Origin of the sequence: Mesorhizobium sp. LCM 4577 (genome assembly GCF_001854795.2) — a bacterium.
In the GTDB taxonomy this organism is placed as follows: domain Bacteria; phylum Pseudomonadota; class Alphaproteobacteria; order Rhizobiales; family Rhizobiaceae; genus Mesorhizobium; species Mesorhizobium plurifarium.
Genome location: NZ_MDDU01000001.1, coordinates 872,375 through 892,256, shown reverse-complemented (window position 1 = coordinate 892,256; position 19,882 = coordinate 872,375). Strand labels below are relative to the sequence as shown.

Genomic DNA, 19,882 nt, shown 5'->3' with positions numbered 1-19,882 from the left:
TGTCGCCGCGTGAGCGCCGGCCAGACCGGCGCTCACGCTTCCACCCTTCAGGCCCGCGAAGGCGGTGGGCTTGGCATTGCCTTCATGGTGAGCCGATGGAACTGATCGACACCTTCTTCAACTGGGGCATCCTCGTCCGATCCTTTCCGATCCTCATCCGCGGATTGGGCAACACCATCCTGCTCGGCTGCGCCGCAATCGTCTTCGGCACCATCGCCGGACTGGCGATCTGCCTGGTGCGGCTCTACGCGCCGAAGCCGTTGAGGCGGCTGGCGACGCTCTATATTGACATCTTCCGCGCGCTGCCGATCCTGGTGGTGCTGATCCTGATCTATTATGCCCTGCCCTTCGTCGGCATTCGGCTCTCGTCCTTCGTGTCGGCAGCACTTGCGCTGTCGCTGGTGCTTGCCGCCTTCACCGCTGAAGTGTGCCGCGCCGGCATCCAGAACATCCCAGAAGGCCAGTTCGAAGCGGCGGCAGCGCTCGGCCTGCCCTTCTGGGTCGCCATGCGCAAGGTTGTCCTGCCGCAGGCGATCCGTGTCGTCATCCCGCCGCTGACCAGCAATTGCGTCTCCGTCTTCAAGGACACCGCGCTCGCCTCGGTCGTGGCGATGCCGGACCTATTGAAGCAGGCGACAGACGCGCAGGCGCTGATGGCCAACCCGACGCCGCTGATCGGCGCCGCGATCATCTACCTCGCCTTCCTGTGGCCGCTGGTGCGGCTGGTCGGCTACCTCGAAGAGCGCGGCAAGGCCCGCGCCGCGCACTGATCCCCCACCTGAATCGATGACCTGAAGGAGACGCCTCGTGAACCAGCACCATGTTTCGAAAGCGCAGGACGGCGCCGCCTCGTTCCCGGTCGAAAAGATCCGCGCGATGTTCCCGGCGCTCAGCCAGGCCGGCGACTTCATCTTCATGGACAATGCCGCCGGCGCGCAGATCCCGCAAAGCGTGCTCGATGCGGTGACCAACCATCTGGTCGGGCACAATGTGCAGCGCGGCGGGCGCTACGGCCGCAGCGTCATGGTCGACCAGTCGGTCGCCGAAGCCCGGACAAGCGTCGCGCTCCTGATCAACGCCTACAGCCCCTCCGAAATCTGCTTCGGCATGAACGCCACCTCGTTCATCCGCCTGGTCAGCCTCGGCATCGGCCAGATGCTTCAAGAGCGCGATGAGATCGTCGTCACCGACATGGACCATGACGCCAACATCGCCACCTGGCTGGCGCTGGAATCCGCCGGTGCCARGTTGAAATGGTGGCGCATGCGCGAGGACGGCAATCTGCATGTCGACGACCTCAAGCCGCTGATGTCGGACCGCACCCGGCTCGTCGCCTGCACGGTGACGGCGCATTCGATCGGCTCGATCGTCGACGTCGCCTCGGTGGCCAGGATCGCGCATGCGGCCGGCGCCGAAGTGTTTTTGGACTGCGTGCATTACGGACCGCACGGACTGATCGACGTGCAGGCCTGGGACTGCGATTACCTAGTCTGCTCCGGCTACAAGAATTTCTCGCCGCATATGGGCTTCCTGTGGGGCCGCTTCGACACGCTGAAGCGGCTGCCGACCTTCCGCGAGGATTTCATTCCGGACGAGCCGCCCTACAAGGTCGAGGCCGGCACCTTCATCTACGAAAACGTCTCCGGCATGGACGCGGCGGTGCGCTACCTGGAATCGGTGGGCCGCAACTTCTTAGCCCAGAACAACCGCTCGCGCCGCGACAACATCGTCGCCGGCATGAACGCCATCCGCGACTACGAGCTTATGCTGGCGCGCGAGATGATGAAGGTGCTGAAGGATTGCGGCGCCACGATCTACGGCGTCGCCGACGAGGCGCGCATCCACGAGCGCGTGCCGACCTTCTGCTTCAACATCGGCAAGCTTTCGCCGCAGCGCATCGTCGATGAGATGGCGGCGATGCAGATCGGCATCCGCGACGGGCATATGTATGCGCCGCGACTGATGAAGCGGCTGAACCTGTCGATGGACAGCGGCGCCATCCGCGCCTCGCTGGTGCATTACAACACGGTCGAGGAAGTGCGCCGGTTTGGCGAAGCGCTGCGGGCGATCATCGCGAAGCTGTCGTAATGGAGCGGCGCCTGACGCCTTGCGTCAGGCCGCCTTCTTCTTCGCCAGCCTCGCTTTGATGCTGGCGATGTCGGCGCGCGGCGTCGCGGCGAACAGCGTCTTGGTGTAGGCGTGCTTGGGGTCGGAGAAGACCTCGTCGCGCGGACCGTATTCGACCGCTTCGCCGAAATACATGACCATCACGTCGTCGGCGATGTAGCGCACCACCGAGAGGTCGTGGCTGATGAAGACATAGGTCAGTTGGAACTCGTCCTGGAGGTCGGCGAGCAGATTGAGCACCTGCGCCTGCACCGAGAGGTCGAGCGCCGAGACCGGTTCGTCCAGCACCAAGAGGCTCGGATTCAGCATCAGCGCCCGGGCAATGGCGATGCGCTGGCGCTGGCCGCCGGAGAACATGTGCGGATAGCGATTGTAATGCTCGGGTCCGAGGCCGACCTTCTTCAGCATCTTCATCGCCAGGTCGCGCCGCTCCTCGGCCGGCTTGTCGGTGTTGATCAGGAGCGGCTCGCCGAGCACGTCGCCGATCTTCTGGCGCGGATTGAGCGAACCATAAGGGTTCTGGAACACGATCTGCACCTTGCGGCGCATTTCCTTGGTCAGCCCGTCCCTGGCGATGTCGACCTTGTTGCCGTCGATGAAGAGCTCGCCGGAGGTGGCCGGATCGATCAGCGTGATGATGCGGGCGAGCGTGGACTTGCCGCAGCCGGACTCGCCGACGATCGCCAGCGTCTTGCCCTTCTCGACGCTGAAGGAGACGCCCTTCACCGCATGCACGGTGCGCGCGCCGCGGAACAGGCCGCCGCCGACGTGATAGTCGCGCTTGATGTCCTTGCCTTCGACGACCTTGGTCATGCACCGGCTCCGGAGGGCGCCGCCTCGAACAGCATGTCGGAGACGGTCGGCAGCCGGTTGCCGACGGCGTTTTCCGGCAGGGCCGAGAGCAGCGCGCGCGTGTAGTTGCTCTTCGGCGATTCAAACAGCGACAGCACGTCGGCCTCTTCCATCTTGCGGCCCTTGTACTGGACGATGACGCGGTCGGCGGTCTCGGCCACCACGCCCATATTGTGGGTGATCATGATCAGGCCCATGCCATATTTGGCCTGCAGCGAGACCAGCAGATCGAGAATCTGTTTCTGGATGGTGACGTCGAGCGCCGTGGTCGGCTCGTCGGCGATCAGGAGCTTCGGATTGCAGGCGATCGCCATCGCGATCATGACGCGCTGGCACTGGCCGCCCGACATCTGATGCGGGAAGGAATTGAGCCGGTCAGCCGGATCGGGGATGCCGACCTGCTTGAAAAGCTCGATGGCGCGCGCCCGGCGCTGGGCCTTGTCCATGCCCATATGGAAGCGCAGCACTTCCTCGATCTGGAAGCCGACGGTGAAGCAGGGATTGAGGCTGGCGATCGGTTCCTGGAAGATCATGGCGATGTCCTTGCCGATGATCTTGCGGCGATCGGCCGGGCTGATCTTCAACAGGTCGCGGCCGTTGAAGGTCATGCGGTCGGCGGTGACGGTGGCCGTCCATGGCAGGAGGCCCATCACGGCCAGCATCGAGACCGACTTGCCGGAGCCGGATTCGCCGACGATGGCGAGCACCTCGCGCTCGTCGACATGAAGCGAGACGCCGTCGACGGCGCGGAACGGGCCGGACGCGGTCTGGAATTCGACGACGAGGTTCTGGATGTCGAGCAGCGCCATCACGACCTCCTGAGCTTGGGATCGAGCGCGTCGCGCAGGCCGTCGCCGATCAGGTTGATGGCAAGCACGGTGATGAGGATGGCGAGGCCCGGGAAGGTCACCACCCACCAGGCGCGCAGGATGAACTCGCGCGCCGAGGCAAGCATCGTGCCCCATTCCGGCGTCGGCGGCTGCGCGCCGAGGCCGAGGAAGCCGAGAGCGGCCGCTTCGAGAATGGCGTTGGAGAAGGACAGCGTGCCCTGGACGATCAGCGGCGCCAGGCAGTTGGGCAGGATGGTGGCGAGCATCAAACGCAGATGTCCGGCGCCCGCGACCTTCGCCGCCACGACATATTCGCGGCTCTTCTCGGCCATCACGGCGGCGCGCACCAGGCGCGCGAAATGCGGCTGCAGCACCAACGCGATCGCCAGCATCGCATTGAACAGACCCGGACCGAGGATGGTGACCAGGACCAGCGCCAAGAGCAGCGACGGGAAGGCCAGGATCAGGTCCATGACGCGCATGATCGCGACGTCGACCCAGCCGCGGAAATAACCGGCGAGCAGACCGAGCGTGATGCCGCCGGTGAGCGCGAGCGTGACCACCACCGCGCCGATCAGCAGCGAGAAGCGGGCGCCATAGAGCAGGCGCGAGAGGATGTCGCGGCCGACCGGGTCGGTGCCGAGCAGATATTGCGTCGAGCCGCCTTCCTGCCAGGCGGGCGGCCTGAGGAACGCGGCCTTGTCCTGAATGTCGGGCGCGTAAGGCGCGAGCAGCGGCGCGAAAAGTGCTGCGAGCACCAGAAGGATGAACACGAACAGGCCGATGACGGCGCCGCGGTTCACGGAGAAATAGTGCCAGAAGGTTTTCAGGCCGGTGAGACGATCCGGGCTGCCGGCGGCCATCGGGGCGATTTCGGTCTGGCTCATCTACGCTGCCCTGATGCGCGGGTTGATGACGGCATAGAGCACATCGACGATGAGGTTCACCGCCATGACGATGAGCGCGATCAAAAGCAAACCCGACTGCACGACGACATAGTCGCGCTTGAAGATGGAATCGACCATCCATTTGCCGATGCCCGGCCAGGCGAAGATGGTCTCGGTGAGGATGGCGCCCGCGAGCAGCGTGCCGACCTGCAGGCCGATCGTGGTGACGACCGGGATCAGCGCGTTGCGCAGCGCGTGCACGCCGATGACGCGGGCCGCCGAAAGCCCCTTGGCGCGGGCGGTGCGGACATAATCCTCGCCCAGCACCTCGAGCATGGCCGAGCGCGTCTGGCGCGCGATCACCGCCAGCGGAATGGTGCCGAGCACGATCGACGGCAGCACCAGGTGGCTGAGCGCGGAGCGGAACGCGTCCCATTTGCCGTAAAGCAGGCTGTCGATGGTCATGAAGCCGGTGATCGGCTTGAAGAAGAACTGCAGGCCGATGCGGCCCGACACCGGCGTCCAGCCGAGATAGCCGGAAAAGAAGATGATGAGCAGCAGGCCCCACCAGAAGATCGGCATCGAATAGCCGACAAGCGCGGTACCCATAAGCGACTGGTCGAACCATGAGCCGCGCTTGACGGCGGCGAAGATGCCGGCGGGAATGCCGATGACCATGGCGAAGACCATGGCGAAGAAGGACAGTTCCAACGTCGCCGGGAAGAGCGTCTTGAACTCCTCGAGGACCGGCCGCTTGGACGAGATGGAGACGCCGAAATCGCCGGTGGCGACCTCGCCGACATAGCGCGCGTACTGCTGCCAGATCGGCAGATTGTAGCCGAACTGTTCCTTGAGCTCTTCGTAGCGGGCGGGGGCGACGCCATGTTCGCCGGCCATGGCGAGGATCGGATCGCCGGGCAGCAGACGGACAAAGGCGAAGGCGCAGATGGTGATGCCGACCAGGGTCGGGATCAGGAGGGCGATTTTGTTGAGAAGATATCGGAGCATCGTCAAGTCGAAACGGGGCGGCGCGAATTCGCGCCGCCCCGTTCGCAAATATTACTCGGACTTGTCAACACCGTCGAAACGGTGAATGCCGAGCGGGTCCATCTTGAAGCCGGTGACGTTGTTGCGAACGACCGCGTAAACCTGGCTGTGCGCCAGCAGGAAGGCGGGCGCTTCCTTCGCGAAGATCACCTGCGCCTGCTCATAGAGCTTGGTGCGCTCGGCCTGGTCGCTGGTCTTCTTGGCCTTCTGGATCAGGTCCTCGAAGTCCTTGTCGCACCAGCTCGAATAGTTCGAGACGCCGATGGCCGAGCAGGCGAAGAGGGTGGCGAAGAAATTGTCCGGGTCGCCATTGTCGCCGGTCCAGCCGACCTGGAAGGCGCCGGGACGATCCTTCTTCTTGCCTTCCTCGCGGTACTTCGTCCACTCGTAGTTGACGATGTTGGCCTTGACGCCGACCTTGGCCCAGTCGGCCTGGATCAGCTCGGCGGCGCGCTGGAAGTTAGGATTGTACGGACGGGCGCGGTCGGAAGCCCAGAGCTGGATCTCCTTCAGCCCGGCAGCCTCGAGCACCTTCTTGGCCGCTTCCGGATTGTAGGCGTCGGTCTTCACATCCTTGTTCCACGACCACATGGTCGGCGGGATCAGGTTTTCGGCCGGCGTGGCGCCGGCATCCTGGAACAGCGACTTGATCAGCGCCTCCCGGTCGATCGCCTGGTTGAGCGCATGGCGCACTTCCGGCTTGTCGAGCGGCGGGATCGTGGTGTTGTAGCTCATATAGCCGATGTTCAGGCCGGCCTGATCCATCAGGGTCACGTCCTTGTTGGCCTTGATGGTGGCGATGTCGGCCGGGTTCGGATAGACCGTCACGTCGCACTCGCCAGCCAGCACCTTCTGGATGCGGGCGGTCGCGTCAGGCGTGATGGCGAAGACGAGATCGTCGATCTTTTCCTTGCCCTTGAAGTAGTCGGGGTTGGCCGCGTAGCGGATGACCGAATCCAGCTGGTAGTCGACGAACTGGAACGGACCGGTGCCGACCGGCTTGGTCGAGAAGTCGGCCATCTTGCCTTCCTTCTCGAGCTGATCGGCATATTCCTTCGACACGATCGAAGCGAAGTCCATGCCGAGATTGGCCAGCATCGGCGCGTTCGGCTCGGTCAGCGTCAGCTTGACGGTGAGGTCGTCGACTTTCTCCCACTTGGCGACATATTTCGGCATGTCCATGCCGGTGTAATAGTCCCAGGTGAGGTTCGGCAGATACTTGTCGCCGTTCCATGGATTCTGCTTGTTGAACTGGCGATCGAAGGAGAAGACGACGTCATCGGCGTTGAGGTCGCGCGTCGGCTTGAAATAGTCGGTGGTCTGGAACTTCACGCCCGGATGCAGATGGAAAGTATAGACCAGGCCGTCGTCGGAAATTTCCCACTTGTCGGCAAGACCGGGCTCGATCTCGGTGCCACCGTGCTTGAATTCGACCAGTCGCGAATAGACGGTGCGCGAAGACGCGTCGAAGTCGTTACCGCCGGTCGTCGTACCGGGATCGAAATTGGCCGGCGACGCTTCCGAGCAATAAACAAGCGTCTTGGCACTGGCCATGCCGCTGAGGACGCTTGCAGCCAGCAACGCGGCTGCAAAAGCCATTGTCTTTTTCATTGAGCACTCCCTGATGTTCTCTCAAGCCCCTCTATCAGGCTCGCGAAGGGCGCATATAAGCACCGTTTCTTCGCCTTTGGAACACCTCGTTTGCGTGCCCCATGGGAAGCAGGAAAAGAATCTATCCTTTGCTCAAATATCGGAAAAAACGAGTAGTTTTTTCTTCTCACGACATTGTTAATGATGGAAATTTTTTATTGATTGGCCATCTTTCGAAATGGCGGCGCGAGGCCTCCCTGCCCAAGTTCGCCCCGCCGCCCAGGCACGATACGGAAGGCGATCGAAGCACGGGAATTCGGCGGCAAATCTTTCCCCGTGTTGCCGCAGGGGCAAGGCTTGCACGGTCGCGGATAGAGGCAATACATAGACGATGGGCGGGATTTCCCGGAAATCCGAACCGGCGTGGAGGGACGCTTCTTTCGGAGGCGGCGCCAGACAAGAAGGCGACAGGGAGAGACAGTTGGCAAAAGCATCCAAGACGACAGCCCCGGCGAAAGCAAAGGCCAAGACCGCCGCCGAAAGCGATGCGCCCAAGGCTCAGAAGGCGGCCGCCGCGCCGAAGAGGAAGACGGCCGCCAAGGCGGCGCCTGCCAAGGCAGCCGCCAAACCAGCAGCGGCAAAGACCAAGGCCGCGGCCGCCAAAAAGGACAAGCCGGCCACCGCAAAAGCGGAGGCCGCCAAGCCTGCCTCGAAGGGCTTGCCGAAGGCCATCACCGAACTCACGGCCGGCCTGCCGGAAAAGCCGTGGCTGAAAAGCTATCCCAAGAACATGCCAGCCGAGATCGGCGCCCTGCCCTACAAGTCCATCGGCGAGTTCCTGGTCGGCGCCTGCAAGCAATTCGCCGGGCGGCCGGCCTTCGTGTGCATGGGCAAGTCGATCACCTATGCCGAGCTCGAGCGGCTGTCGGCGGCGTTCGGCGCCTATCTGCAGGCGAGAGGCCTGGAGAAGGGCGCGCGCGTGGCGCTGATGATGCCTAACGTGCTGCAATATCCGGTGGCGATGATGGGCATCCTGCGCGCCGGTTACACGGTGGTGAACATCAACCCGCTCTACACGCCGCGCGAACTGGAACACCAGCTGAAGGATTCGGGCGCGCAGGCGATCGTCATCCTCGAGAATTTCGCCGGCACGCTGCAGGCGGTGATCGCAAGGACGCCGGTCAAGCACGTCATTGTCGCCGCCATGGGCGACATGCTGGGCGGCCTCAAGGGCGCCATCGTCAACCTCGTCGTGCGGCGGGTGAAGAAGATGGTGCCGGCATGGTCACTGCCCGGCCATGTCAAGTTCAACGCCGTGCTCAAGACCGGCGCGACCATCGCCTTCAAGCCGCCCACGGTCTCGGCCGACGACATCGCCTTCCTGCAATATACGGGGGGCACCACCGGTGTCTCGAAGGGCGCAGTGCTTTTGCATCGCAACGTGCTTTCGAACGTCGCRCAGAATTCGCTGTGGGTGGAGGACGCCTACACGGTGAAGCCCAAGCCGGCGCATCTCAACTTCATCTGCGCGCTGCCGCTCTATCACATCTTCGCGCTGACGGTGAACGCGCTGATGGGCATGCAGCAGGGCGCGCAGAACGTGCTGATCCCCAACCCGCGCGACATTCCGGGCTTCGTCAAGGAATTGGCGAAATACCCGATGCACATCTTCCCGGGCCTCAACACGCTGTTCAACGCGTTGCTCAACAATGAGGAATTCCGCAAGCTCGACTTCAAGCCGCTGATCCTGACGCTGGGCGGCGGCATGGCGGTGCAGAAGGGCGTCGCCGAACGCTGGAAGGCGCTGACCGGCTGTCCGGTGAGCGAAGGCTACGGGCTGTCCGAAACCTCGCCGGTGGCGACCGCCAACAAGTTCAGCTCGGCCGACTTCACCGGCACTATCGGCCTGCCGCTGCCTTCGACGGAAATCGCCATCCGCGACGACGACGGCAACAACGTGCCGCTCGGCGAAGTGGGCGAGATCTGCATCCGCGGCCCGCAGGTGATGGCCGGCTACTGGAACCGGCCCGACGAGACCGCCAAGGTGATGACCAAGGACGGTTTCTTCAAATCCGGCGACATGGGCTTCATGGACGAGCGCGGCTACACCAAGATTGTCGACCGCAAGAAGGACATGATCCTGGTTTCCGGCTTCAACGTCTATCCGAACGAGTTGGAAGAGGTGGTGGCGCATCACCCGGGCGTGCTGGAAGTCGCGGCCATCGGCGTGCCGGACGAGCATTCCGGCGAAGTGCCTAAATTGTTCGTGGTCAAGAAGGACGCGGCGCTCACCGTCGAGACCCTGATGGCCTATTGCCGCGAGAACCTGACCGGCTACAAGCGACCGAAATTCATCGAATTCCGCACCGAACTGCCGAAGACGCCGGTCGGCAAGATCCTGCGGCGGGCGCTGCGGGACCAGGCTTGACCGATCATTCCGCCGGCAAGACACGGGAGCGAGGCAAGCGGCTCGATCCGGCGGACTTCATCAAGGCGAACATGCGGCTGGCGCCGGTGCCGTCAGTGCCGGAGGTCCGGCTCTATCAGGCGCATCCCGGCAGCGGACTGCGGCGGCTRCTGGAACCGGACGACGACAGCGGCGGCGAAAGCCTGCCTGAGCCGCAGCCGCCCTATTGGGCCTATGCCTGGGCCGGCGGCGCGGTGCTGGCGCGCTATGTCCTCGACAGGCCGTCGATCGTCGCCGGCAAGCGGGTGCTCGACCTCGGCGCCGGCTCGGGGCTGGTCGGCATCGCCGCGGCAAAGGCGGGAGCGCGCGCGGTGATCGCGTCGGAGATCGACCGCAACGGTGTGGTGGCGCTGCGCCTCAATGCGCAAGCCAATGGCGTCGCCATCGAGATACGCGATGAGGACGTCACCGCCGGCCCGCCGCCGGCAGTCGAGCTGGTGCTCGCGGGCGACGTCTTTTACGCCCAGGATGTCGGGCGGCGAATGATGCCGTTCCTCGATCGATGCCTCGCCGCCGGCATCGATGTGCTGGTCGGCGATCCGGGCCGCGCCTGGCTGCCGAGACCTCGGCTTTGCCTGCTCGGTGAATATCACGTGCCGGATGTCGGCGGAAACGGCGGCAGCGATCCCAGGCCCAGCGCGGTGTTCACCCTTGTCCCGACAAACGCCTGTTAAAAAGTCCAGTAATCCGCCCTCGCCTCATATCGAAGGCTAGGGCTCATACGGCACTTTCTCAGTTGTCGTTCCGCGAGCGAAGCTCGGAACAAGAACCAGCTAAATCCGTTTTACCAGTTCTAACCGATGGGACGAAAAGACGGAGCGACCATGAAAATCAACGACACAAGTCACCGTCGAACGAAAATCGGTGATCACACAATATTCATGCGGGAAGCGGGGCCGCCCGATGCTCCTGTCCTTCTTTTGCCGCATGGCTACCCGTGCTCGTCTTACCAGTTCAGGCGCCTTATGCCGGGCCTGGCCGATCGCTGGCGGACAGTAGCATTCGACTGGCCTGGATTCGGCTACAGCGACACACCGGATCCCACGGAGTTCGACTATGATTTCAACGCCTATGCCGATGTTCTCGCTGACGTTGCCGATGCGCTGCAGCTGGATCGCTACGCGCTCTGGCTTCACGACTACGGTTCTCAGATCGGCCTCCGCCACGCGATAGCGCATCCGGACAGGATCGCGGCGCTGATCATCCAGAACGGCGACATCTACGAGGACGTCCTCGGGCCGAAATACGACACGATCAAAGCGTGGTGGGCGGACAAATCCGCCGCGCGGCATCGTCCGCTCGAAGAAGCGGTGAGCGAGGAGGGATTCCGCAAGGAGTTCATCGGCGAGGTCTCCGAGGACGTCGCCAGCCGCGTCCCTCCCGATCTGTGGAAGCTTCATTGGCCGCTGATGAATACGCCGATCCGAAAGACGGTGTCGGTCCAGTTGATGGAGAAGCTCGAACAGAACCTCGAATGGTTCCCGCGATACCAATCCTATCTGCGCGACCAACAGCCGCCGACGCTGATCGTGTGGGGGCCGCAGGACAGCTATATGCCCGAGCAGTCGGCGCTCGCCTATCGGCGCGATCTCCCGGATGCAGAACTCCATATCCTCGATGATGCCGGCCATTGGCTGTTGGAAACACATTTCGAGGAAGCCCTGCGGCTCGTGYGCGACTTCCTCTCGCGAACGCTGCCCGTAAGGCGGCTCCCTACGAAATCCAGAACCTAAGGAGACGAATATGGTCACGAAGCCAACCATCGCACGCATCTGGCGCGGCCGAACCCGTCGTGACGTCGCGAACAGCTACGAACCCTATTTGAAGGCAGAGGGAATTCCTCCGCTTCAGCAGGTGGCGCTCGGCGTCCAACTCTTTCGAGAAGACCGGGAAGAGGAGACCTGGTTCACGACAATCTCCTACTGGCCCGACATCGAGGCTATGACCGCTTTCACCAAAGGCGACCCGATCAAAGTCCATCACCTGGACCGGGACGCCGAATTTCTGATGGAACTGCCCGAACGCATCGAGATCCACCGCATCCTCGTCGACGATCAGGATCTGCGCTGAGATCGCCACGATGAGCAATCTCGGTCTGTTCGGCCTCATGGCGCTGATCTGGGGACTGACCTGGGCGGCGATCAAGATCGGCCTCGATGCGGGCGTTCCCCCGATCCTTCTGGCGGGTCTGCGTTATCTGCTGACTGCGGGGATCCTGGCATTTTGGACACATGGGGCCTTGTCGGCCTTTGCCGAAGGCCGACCGATGCGTGTCATCATATCGGCCCTGCTGACGAATGCGGGAACCTACGGCCTGCTGTTCTGGGGCATGCAAACGGTCCCGTCCGGCCTGTCCGGCCTGGTCAATCTCGCCCTGGTCCCGGTGCTTCTGTTTGGCTTGGCGGTCGTGCTCGGAGAAGAGCGGCCGACCTGGCGGCACTGCCTGGCGCTGGTGCTTGGCTGCACGGGTCTCCTAGGCCTCTTCTGGACGCGCCTTGTCGAGCAGGAATCCCGAAACGGGCTGGGGCTTGCCGCGATCGTGGCCGGCACGGCGTGCTACTGCGTGGGGAGCGTCATCGCACGGCCGCTGATCGGCCCGATCAAGCCTCTGACGCTCACGGCGATCCATGCCGTTCTCGGCGGCGCGGCGCTGATCGCTGTGTCGTTCCTTTTGGGCGACTTATCGGCGACCCTGCCGGCAAGGATCGATGTTGCTCCCGCCGCGGCCAGCCTGTTGTTCCTCTCCCTTCTCGGAACCATCGTGGCCTACACGATCTATCTGCGTCTGCTTGAAAAATGGGGCACCGCCCGTGCCGGGCTTTACGCTTTCATCTCGCCCATCGTTGCGCTGGCCGTGGGCGTTTGGCTCTTCGGCGAAAAGGTTGGCGCGGCCGAGATCGGCGGCGCCGCGCTGTTGCTGGTAGCGGCAGGATTGGCGCTGTCCAGACGCGACAGCGCCGACCCAACGAGGAATTGAAAGCGATCGCCAATGTCACTTCCTCATCGTATCGCAGGCAATCTGGCCCTTGACTTCGCCAACACCATCAGTCGGCGCGGCACCGACCGGGAAGTCGACCATCTCGCGACGGCGGCGGACATCCTGGCGTGGTCAAGGCAAACGGGCCTGATCGACGATGATTTCGCTCTTCGTTCGGCCGACCACAAGGGGTTGGTCAAAGACGTTCTCACCCTTCGCGCGGCTGTGAGCGACGCCGGCTCGGCAATCGCTCATGGCGGCGAACCTCCTGCTGCTGCGCTCGACACCATCCGAACATATGCAGCCGAAGCACTCAGGACCGGAGCGCTCGCTGGATCGCCGGTGTCCTTGCATTTCCGAGGCGCCAACCGCATCACCGGAGCAATCGCGTGGGCGGCCCTCGATCTGCTTCGCGGCGACGAATTATCGCGTCTCAAACAATGCCCGCCGGAAGATTGCCGCTGGCTTTTTATCGATCGCACGAAAAACGGTTCGCGACGCTGGTGCGACATGAACAGCTGCGGCAACCGCGCCAAGAAGCACTCACATCGGAGAATGCCGGATTGAGGCGTTTTTCCTGAGGCGGCGACCGGTCTAGCCCGCCGGCACGTTCACCCGCGCGGCAAGGAAATCCGGCAGGTCGGCGACCGAGTCCAGAACGACGTCCGCCATCGGCGCCAGCGAATCGCGCGTGCCGGTGCCGGAGAGCACGCCCACCGCCAGGCCGCAGCCGCMGGCGCGCGCCATTTCGAGGTCATGGCGGTTGTCGCCGACCATGGCGATCTCGCCCGGCTTCAACCCGGTCAGATCGCAGAAGGCGACGACCGTATCCGGCGCCGGCTTCGGACTCGCCACCGCATCATAGCCAAAGGCGGCTTCGAAGAGCTGCGCGACACCGAGCGTGGCGAGCGTCTTCTCGGCGCCGCTGGTGGAATCATTGGTGGCGACGCCCAGGCGGTAGGACTGCTTATGCAGCGTGCGCAGCGAATCGATGATGCCGGGAAGCGCTACCGCCATCGAGGAGCCCTGCACAGAGGTGATCTCGTTGAAGCGCGAAACGGCCAACAGCTGATCCTCGTCGGACAGACGCGGGAACCAGAGCTCGACCACGTCCATGTTCGAGCCGGACGCGAAGATCGAATCGGGCTTGAAGCGCTTGGTGGCGAAGTCGAAGCCTGCGGCCGCCAGCAGCCGGTCGGCCTTCCAGCGGTCGCCCTCGGCGGCGTCCATCGCCATGAAGTCGGCTATGCCGAGCCAGGTCGCGTTGAAGTCGACAAGCGTGCCGTCCTTGTCGAACAATATTCCCTTGATATCCGCCAATCCTTTTACTCCACGCCACGCAATTGGTGGATATGAGCCACCAGTCCGGCAGTCGAGGCGTCGCGTTTTGCGGCAGTCTCCTTGCCCTCAACGACAGGCAGCAGACCTGTCGCCAGTTCCTTGCCGAGTTCGACGCCCCATTGGTCGAAGGAATTGATGTTGAACAGCGTGCCTTCGACGAAGACGCGATGCTCATAGAGAGCGATTATGCGGCCCAATGTGCGCGGATCGAGCTTGCGGTAGAGGATGGTGAGCGACGGGCGGTTGCCGGAGAAGACGCGGTGCGGCGCGATGCGGTCGACATCGGCCGGYTTCATGCCCTTGGCCAGCATCTGCGCGCGCGCCTCTTCCAGCGTGYGCCCCTTCATGAAGGCCTCCGACTGCGCCAGGCAGTTGGCGAGCAGGAGATCATGCTGGTGCTTCAGCTCGGGCTCGTGGCCTATCGCCGCGGCGAGGAACTCGACCGGGATGAAGTCGGTGCCCTGATGCAGGAGCTGGAAGAAGGCATGCTGGCCGTTGGTGCCGGGCTCGCCCCAGACCAGCGGGCCGGTCGGCGTGGCGACGGCGGCGCCGTCCAGCGTGACGCTCTTGCCGTTCGATTCCATATCGAGCTGCTGTAGATAGGCGGGCAGACGCGACAGGCGCTGATCGTAAGGGATGACGGCGCGGGCCGGATATTTGCAGACGACGCGATGCCACCAGCCGATCAGCCCCAGCAGCACCGGCAGGTTCTTCTGCATGGGTGCCGAGCGGAAATGCTCGTCCATCTCATGCGCGCCGTCTAGGAAAGCGCGGAAGTTGCGCGGGCCGACGGAAATCATCACCGGCAGGCCGATGGCGCTCCAGACCGAGTAGCGGCCGCCGACCCAGTCCCAGAAGCCGAAGACGCGGTCCTGCTCGATGCCGAACTTCGCAACCAGGTCGAGGGCGGTCGAGACGGCGGCGAAATGCTTGCCGACCGCTTCCTTACCCAGCGCCTTCTGAACCCAGTCGCGCGCCGTCTCGGCATTCGTCATCGTCTCGACGGTGGTGAAGGTCTTGGAGGCGACGATGAACAGCGTGGTTTCCGCAGACAGGCCCTTCAGCGTGTCATGGATATGGGCGCCGTCGACATTGGAGACATAATGCGCGCGCGGCCCGTCATGATAGGGCGCAAGCGCCAGCGTCACCATCGCCGGGCCGAGGTCCGAACCGCCGATGCCGATGTTGACGATGTCGGTGATCTTCTTGCCGGTGGCACCTAGCGCCTTGCCGGAGCGGATGGCGTCGGCGAAGGCGCCCATGGCGTCGAGCACGGCGATCACGTCGGCCTTGGTGTCCTGGCCGTCGACGATCACGCTCTTGCCGGTCAGGTTGCGCAGCGCGATGTGCAGCACGGCGCGGTTCTCGGTGATGTTGATCTTCTTGCCTTCGAACATGGCGGCGCGGCGTCCCGCAAGATCGGCCGCATCCGCGAGCTTTTCCAGCATCGTCATCGTATTTGCGTCGACCGCGCATTTCGACCAGTCGAGCAGAAGATCGCCATCGGTGGCGGAAAATGTCTCGAAGCGCCTGGGATCGGCGGCGAAGGCCTCGCGCATCGAGCCCTTGGCCGCCGCGCGCTGGTCGCGCAAGGCGGCAAGTTGCTTGTCGAAGGTTGGCTGGTCCACTGGCGGGCTCCTGGCGGGTTTTTAGACCATTTTAGCAGGCCGGATGTTTCCGGCGCGTGTCGGCGCGTCATTCTATCTAGCCGATTTCCATTTCGTTCAAGCGCGGCTTTGCCGCACTGCATCACGCTTTGATGAGGGGAGTGTTGGATGGTGAAGGTGCCGTGCGCCGGGGCTACGAGGCTGCGCGTCGCGCCTTGGGTTGGTGCCGCGACGATGCTGAGCGTCGCGCTTACATCGCGGGCGACGACGCTGCGCGTCGCGGGCGACGATGCTTCGCATCGCGCCCTGATAGATCACTGGCATAAATCCCAGCGATCAGAAAAATTGATTGGCGCAACCCCTTATGCCACCCATACACTCCACTGGTCCAGCCAAGTGAAAACAGCTGGCCATCCGAGGAAGATTTCCCATGCCACAGCGCAATGACACGGCCATATGGTCCGGTCTGTTCCGAATTTCGGCTGAATCCGGCCAAACCCTCCAGGCGCAAATCCGCCAAGCGATCGTCGCGGCCATTCTCGACCGACAGATCGCCGCCTCGATGCCGCTGCCGTCGTGCCGAATTCTCGCGGAAAAACTTGGGGTTGCCCGCGGCACAGTGGTGCTCGCCTTCCAGCAACTGGTCGACCAGGGTTTCCTGGTGGCGCGCGAGCGGCGCGGCCATTTCGTCAACCCTGACGTGCTGGCCACCCCCGCAAAGCCGCACCAGAAGGCGCCGGACCAGCAGAATGAGATCGACTGGAAGGCGCGCCGGCAGATCGCCGCAAGCGACATGCCGCCGCCGGCCAAGCACGACAACTGGATCAAGTCCTCCTATCCGTTCGTCTACGGCCAGTTCGATCCGGCGCTGTTTCCAACCGCCGAATGGCGCGAGTGCAACCGCATGGCACTGGCGGTGCTGGAGATCCGCAACTGGGCGTCCGACATGGTGGATCGCGACGATCCGCTGCTGATCGAGCAGATCCAGGCCAGGCTCCTGCCGCGGCGCGGCATCTTCGCCAATCCGGACGAGATCATCGTGACGCTGGGCGCGCAGAACGCGCTCTACATGCTCGCTTCGCTGTTGATGACCAAGGGCTCGAAAGTGGCGATGGAGGACCCCGGCTATCCCGACGCCCGCTCGATCTTCCGGCTGGCCGGCGCCGATATCCAGCCGGTTCCGGTCGATCAGTCGGGCATCGTGACTTCGTCGATCCCGAGCGATTCCGGCTTCGTCTTCGTCACGCCCAGCCACCACTGCCCGACCATGGTGCCCTTGTCGGCGGAGCGGCGGCAGGACCTTCTGGCGCGYGCCAACCGCAACAACCAGATCATCATCGAGGACGGCTATGACAGCCAGTTGCTCGACGAGGCGCCGCAGCAGGCGCTGAAGAGCCTCGACCGCTCCGGCCGCGTCATCTATGTCGGCTCGATGTCGAAGACGCTCGCTCCGGGCCTGAGGCTTGGCTACATCGTGGCCTCGGCGGGACTGATCGCCGAGCTTCGCGCGCTGCGCCGCTTCATGCTGAGGCACCCGCCGGCGAACAACCAGCGCGCGGTGGCGCTGTTCCTGTCGCTCGGCCACCACGAGGCGCTGGTGCGCAGGCTCTCCGCTGCCTTCGACGAGCGGCGCAAGCGTCTGGTCCATGCGATTTCCGCTTTCCTGCCAGAATGGCGCTCGACCGACTCGGCGGGCGGCACCTCGCTCTGGCTGGAAGGGCCGCGCGGCACCGATTCCCGTGGCCTGGCGGAAGCGGCCGCTTCGCGCAGCGTCATCATCGAACCCGGCGACCGGTTCTTCGATCGCAGCGAAAAGCCCTCTCGTTTCATGCGCTTGGGCATCTCCTCGATCTCGCTGCAGCATATCGAGCCGGGCATCCGCGAACTCGCCACCGCCGCCGGCCGTAGGCCCGCTGCCGCCTGATCGCCACTGATTTCCTAAAAAGAGCCGGCGCCGCGCCGGCTCTTTTTGTTTTGGCACACACCCCGTTGCTTTAGGATCCTGGCATATTCGACGGGATTGCTTGGCCCATAGGCTGTACCAATGCCGGCGGCATAGTCGGGGCCAGAAGGGGACGAGGCAGACGATGGTGGACCAACCGCCGCGTGCCGCCTCGCAGTTTAGACAAAAGGTGGAGTGCTTCCATGTCAGTGGCTCTCGAGAAGCAGGAATCGTCGTCGGACCAGCGTTCGCGGCGATCCGGCGGGCGCGAAGCGCGCCGCGCGATGCGGGCGGCGCCCTTGGCAGACGATATCCGTCCGGTGCGGCCGGGGCTTGAAGGCGGCAGCTATGGCCCATTGAGCCAGAACGACCAGGAGCGCATCCACGAAGCGGTGCTGACCCTCCTGGAGACGGTCGGCTTCGCCAATGCCATTCCGTCCTGCATCGAGGCGCTGACCCGGGTCGGCGGCACCTATGGCGACGATGGCCGCATCCGGCTGCCGCGCGCGCTGGTGCTGGACACGATCAAGAAGGCTGCACGCAACTTCACCCTCTACGGCCAGGATCCGAAGCACGACATGACGATCCAGGGCAAGCGCGTGCATTTCGGCACGGCGGGCGCCGCGGTGCATCTGGTCGATGTCGAGAAGCGCGAGTATCGCGAGTCGCTGCTGCAGGATCTCTACGATGCCGCGCGCATCGTCGATGGGCTGGACAACATCCATTTCTTCCAGCGCACCATGGTGCCGCGCGACATCCCCGATCCGCTCGATATGGATTTCAACACGCTCTATGCCTGCGTGATGGGAACGTCCAAGCATGTCGGCACCTCGTTCACCGTGCGCGAGAACGTCAAGCCGGCGCTGGAAATGCTCTATGCGATCGCCGGCGGCGAGGAGAATTTCCGCGCGCGGCCATTCGTGTCGAATTCGAACTGCTTCGTGGTGCCGCCGATGAAGTTCGCCGAGGATGCCTGCGGCGTTCTCGAGGCCTGCGTCGAAGGCGGCATTCCGATCCTGCTTTTGTCGGCCGGCCAGGCCGGCGCCACGGCACCTGCCGCGATTGCCGGCGCCGTCGTGCAGGCGGTGGCCGAAGTGCTGATGGGACTGGTCTATGTCAACGCCATCAAGCCCGGACATCCGGCGATCTTCGGCACCTGGCCGTTCGTCTCGGACCTCCGCACCGGCGCCATGTCCGGCGGCTCGGCCGAGCAGGCGGTGCTGACCGCGGCCTGCGCGCAGATGGCGCAATATTACGACCTGCCCGGCGGGTCTGCCGCCGGCATGTCGGACTCCAAGCTGCCCGACATCCAGGCCGGCTACGAGAAGGGCATCACCAATGTCATGGCGGGCCTGTCCGGCCTGAACCTGGTCTATGAATCGGCGGGCATGCATGCCTCGCTGCTCGGCTTCTGCCTCGAAAGCCTGATCATCGACAACGACATGCTCGGACATTGCCTGCGCTGCGTGCGCGGCATCGAGGTGACCGACGACGCGCTGTCGATCGACACCATCGCCGATGTCTGCCTCAAGGGTCCCGGACACTATCTCGGCAACGATCAGACGCTGAAGCTGATGCAGACCGAGTATTTCTATCCCGCCGTCGGCGACCGGTTCTCGCCCAAGGAATGGAACGAAAAGGGCCGGCCTGATATCCTGTCGCGGGCGATCGCGGAGAAGAAGCGCGTGCTTGCCGAGCGTTTCCCGCGCCACGTCTCGCGTGTTCTCGACGACAAATTGCGCGCCCGCTTCGGCGAGATGATCAAGCTGCCGCGCAGCAAGATGGGCGGCTGATTACTCCACACTCAGCCCGTAGCGCTCGACGACCTCGGCGTTGATCAGCTTGGCATGCAGCGTCATCAGCACGATCTGCGCGTCGAAACTGTCGCCGGCCTCCAGCGCCGCCTCGATGCGGCGCTCGACCGCCAAGGTCGGCTCGCGACCATTGGCCTGCTCGAACACCTGCGGCCCGGCGACGCAATAGCCGCAGAGCTGCGCCACGGAATGATAGGCTTGTGCCGGCGGCTCATCGGGCCAGCGGTCGTTCATCAGATTGACGATGGTGAGTTTCACGCCCTCCGGCACCAGGGCCGGGTGCAGATCGGCCGCGCGCAGCGCCTCGTCGAGCTGGCGCAGATCGCTGGAGCGGCCGAACATGCCGAGGAAGCCCAGGGAAGAATGCCGTTTCGCCAAAATAGTCTCTACCCTTCGCAGCC

General features: G+C 63.8%; 19 protein-coding genes. 11 read left to right on the top strand and 8 right to left on the bottom strand.

Going from position 1 to position 19,882, the window contains the following annotated elements; genetic code table 11:
* Positions 1 to 95 precede the first annotated feature (95 nt).
* Positions 96 to 770 (top strand): amino acid ABC transporter permease, encoded by a 675-nt coding sequence (locus LCM4577_RS04235; RefSeq protein ID WP_071069751.1) that lies wholly within the window; start codon positions 96 to 98, stop codon positions 768 to 770.
* Positions 771 to 807: 37 nt separating this feature from the next.
* Positions 808 to 2,088, top strand: a complete 1,281-nt coding sequence (locus tag LCM4577_RS04230) for a cysteine desulfurase-like protein (RefSeq protein ID WP_071069749.1) — start codon at positions 808 to 810, stop codon at positions 2,086 to 2,088.
* A gap of 24 nt (positions 2,089 to 2,112) precedes the next feature.
* Here the strand turns inward: LCM4577_RS04230 and LCM4577_RS04225 are convergent, their stop codons facing one another.
* The 5 genes from LCM4577_RS04225 to LCM4577_RS04205 are packed head-to-tail and all read right to left on the bottom strand — an operon-like array spanning position 2,113 to position 7,354.
* Positions 2,113 to 2,940: a dipeptide ABC transporter ATP-binding protein gene (locus LCM4577_RS04225; RefSeq protein WP_040986056.1), complete on the bottom strand. Its 828-nt coding sequence runs from the start codon at positions 2,938 to 2,940 to the stop codon at positions 2,113 to 2,115.
* Complete coding sequence (locus LCM4577_RS04220) at positions 2,937 to 3,788, bottom strand: ABC transporter ATP-binding protein (RefSeq protein WP_083354624.1); 852 nt, start codon at positions 3,786 to 3,788, stop codon at positions 2,937 to 2,939. The genes LCM4577_RS04225 and LCM4577_RS04220 overlap by 4 nt, the downstream gene beginning before the upstream one ends.
* On the bottom strand, positions 3,788 to 4,696 hold the full coding sequence (locus LCM4577_RS04215) for an ABC transporter permease subunit (protein WP_040986057.1): 909 nt from the start codon (positions 4,694 to 4,696) through the stop codon (positions 3,788 to 3,790). Before LCM4577_RS04215 ends, LCM4577_RS04220 begins: the two co-directional genes overlap by 1 nt.
* Positions 4,697 to 5,704: an ABC transporter permease subunit gene (locus tag LCM4577_RS04210; RefSeq protein WP_040986058.1), complete on the bottom strand. Its 1,008-nt coding sequence runs from the start codon at positions 5,702 to 5,704 to the stop codon at positions 4,697 to 4,699. It abuts the gene before it with no gap.
* 51 nt (positions 5,705 to 5,755) lie between these two features.
* Positions 5,756 to 7,354, bottom strand: a complete 1,599-nt coding sequence (locus LCM4577_RS04205) for an ABC transporter substrate-binding protein (protein WP_040986059.1) — start codon at positions 7,352 to 7,354, stop codon at positions 5,756 to 5,758.
* Positions 7,355 to 7,814: 460 nt separating this feature from the next.
* On the opposite strand from LCM4577_RS04205, the gene LCM4577_RS04200 reads away from it, so the two are divergent.
* The 6 genes from LCM4577_RS04200 to LCM4577_RS04175 all read left to right on the top strand — a co-directional run bounded on the left by LCM4577_RS04200 (position 7,815) and on the right by LCM4577_RS04175 (position 13,344).
* On the top strand, positions 7,815 to 9,761 hold the full coding sequence (locus LCM4577_RS04200; RefSeq protein ID WP_071069747.1) for a long-chain fatty acid--CoA ligase: 1,947 nt from the start codon (positions 7,815 to 7,817) through the stop codon (positions 9,759 to 9,761).
* Between the two features lie 71 nt (positions 9,762 to 9,832).
* Positions 9,833 to 10,474: a 50S ribosomal protein L11 methyltransferase gene (locus LCM4577_RS04195; protein ID WP_083354636.1), complete on the top strand. Its 642-nt coding sequence runs from the start codon at positions 9,833 to 9,835 to the stop codon at positions 10,472 to 10,474.
* Between the two features lie 150 nt (positions 10,475 to 10,624).
* Positions 10,625 to 11,533: an alpha/beta fold hydrolase gene (locus LCM4577_RS04190; protein ID WP_071069744.1), complete on the top strand. Its 909-nt coding sequence runs from the start codon at positions 10,625 to 10,627 to the stop codon at positions 11,531 to 11,533.
* Between the two features lie 10 nt (positions 11,534 to 11,543).
* Positions 11,544 to 11,870, top strand: coding sequence for a hypothetical protein (locus LCM4577_RS04185; RefSeq protein ID WP_040986062.1), 327 nt, complete (start codon positions 11,544 to 11,546; stop codon positions 11,868 to 11,870).
* A 10-nt stretch (positions 11,871 to 11,880) separates the two neighbouring features.
* A complete protein-coding gene (locus LCM4577_RS04180) occupies positions 11,881 to 12,777 on the top strand; it encodes a DMT family transporter (RefSeq protein ID WP_083354623.1) in 897 nt (298 codons plus the stop codon).
* A gap of 12 nt (positions 12,778 to 12,789) precedes the next feature.
* Positions 12,790 to 13,344, top strand: coding sequence for an ABATE domain-containing protein (locus LCM4577_RS04175; RefSeq protein ID WP_071069742.1), 555 nt, complete (start codon positions 12,790 to 12,792; stop codon positions 13,342 to 13,344).
* A gap of 27 nt (positions 13,345 to 13,371) precedes the next feature.
* On the opposite strand, the gene LCM4577_RS04170 is transcribed toward LCM4577_RS04175, so the two are convergent.
* The gene (locus LCM4577_RS04170) at positions 13,372 to 14,097 is read right to left on the bottom strand and encodes an HAD family hydrolase (protein WP_071069740.1); all 726 of its coding nucleotides are present in this window, start codon (positions 14,095 to 14,097) and stop codon (positions 13,372 to 13,374) included.
* Between the two features lie 5 nt (positions 14,098 to 14,102).
* Positions 14,103 to 15,746, bottom strand: coding sequence for a glucose-6-phosphate isomerase (gene pgi, locus LCM4577_RS04165; RefSeq protein ID WP_071069738.1), 1,644 nt, complete (start codon positions 15,744 to 15,746; stop codon positions 14,103 to 14,105).
* Positions 15,747 to 15,893: 147 nt separating this feature from the next.
* Here pgi and LCM4577_RS04160 point away from each other — a divergent pair, with 147 nt between their 5' ends.
* From LCM4577_RS04160 to LCM4577_RS04150, 3 genes are all read left to right on the top strand, one after another.
* On the top strand, positions 15,894 to 16,172 hold the full coding sequence (locus LCM4577_RS04160; RefSeq protein WP_131803419.1) for a hypothetical protein: 279 nt from the start codon (positions 15,894 to 15,896) through the stop codon (positions 16,170 to 16,172).
* Positions 16,156 to 17,649, top strand: coding sequence for a PLP-dependent aminotransferase family protein (locus LCM4577_RS04155; protein ID WP_040986066.1), 1,494 nt, complete (start codon positions 16,156 to 16,158; stop codon positions 17,647 to 17,649). Before LCM4577_RS04160 ends, LCM4577_RS04155 begins: the two co-directional genes overlap by 17 nt.
* A 221-nt stretch (positions 17,650 to 17,870) precedes the next feature.
* A complete protein-coding gene (locus LCM4577_RS04150) occupies positions 17,871 to 19,460 on the top strand; it encodes a trimethylamine methyltransferase family protein (protein WP_071069735.1) in 1,590 nt (529 codons plus the stop codon).
* Here the strand turns inward: LCM4577_RS04150 and LCM4577_RS04145 are convergent, their stop codons facing one another.
* Positions 19,461 to 19,859: a hypothetical protein gene (locus tag LCM4577_RS04145; protein ID WP_116389964.1), complete on the bottom strand. Its 399-nt coding sequence runs from the start codon at positions 19,857 to 19,859 to the stop codon at positions 19,461 to 19,463.
* Between the last annotated feature and the right edge of the window lie 23 nt (positions 19,860 to 19,882).

Excerpts from the sequence above, each read along its gene's own strand:
- LCM4577_RS04235 (WP_071069751.1), top strand. The coding sequence starts at position 96 with ATGGAACTGATCGACACCTTCTTCAACTGGGGCATCCTCGTCCGATCC.
- LCM4577_RS04225 (WP_040986056.1), bottom strand. The coding sequence starts at position 2,940 with ATGACCAAGGTCGTCGAAGGCAAGGACATCAAGCGCGACTATCACGTC.
- LCM4577_RS04220 (WP_083354624.1), bottom strand. The coding sequence starts at position 3,788 with ATGGCGCTGCTCGACATCCAGAACCTCGTCGTCGAATTCCAGACCGCG.
- LCM4577_RS04215 (WP_040986057.1), bottom strand. The coding sequence starts at position 4,696 with ATGAGCCAGACCGAAATCGCCCCGATGGCCGCCGGCAGCCCGGATCGT.
- LCM4577_RS04210 (WP_040986058.1), bottom strand. The coding sequence starts at position 5,704 with ATGCTCCGATATCTTCTCAACAAAATCGCCCTCCTGATCCCGACCCTG.
- LCM4577_RS04205 (WP_040986059.1), bottom strand. The coding sequence starts at position 7,354 with ATGAAAAAGACAATGGCTTTTGCAGCCGCGTTGCTGGCTGCAAGCGTC.
- LCM4577_RS04185 (WP_040986062.1), top strand. The coding sequence starts at position 11,544 with ATGGTCACGAAGCCAACCATCGCACGCATCTGGCGCGGCCGAACCCGT.
- LCM4577_RS04180 (WP_083354623.1), top strand. The coding sequence starts at position 11,881 with ATGAGCAATCTCGGTCTGTTCGGCCTCATGGCGCTGATCTGGGGACTG.
- LCM4577_RS04175 (WP_071069742.1), top strand. The coding sequence starts at position 12,790 with ATGTCACTTCCTCATCGTATCGCAGGCAATCTGGCCCTTGACTTCGCC.
- LCM4577_RS04160 (WP_131803419.1), top strand. The coding sequence starts at position 15,894 with ATGGTGAAGGTGCCGTGCGCCGGGGCTACGAGGCTGCGCGTCGCGCCT.
- LCM4577_RS04150 (WP_071069735.1), top strand. The coding sequence starts at position 17,871 with ATGTCAGTGGCTCTCGAGAAGCAGGAATCGTCGTCGGACCAGCGTTCG.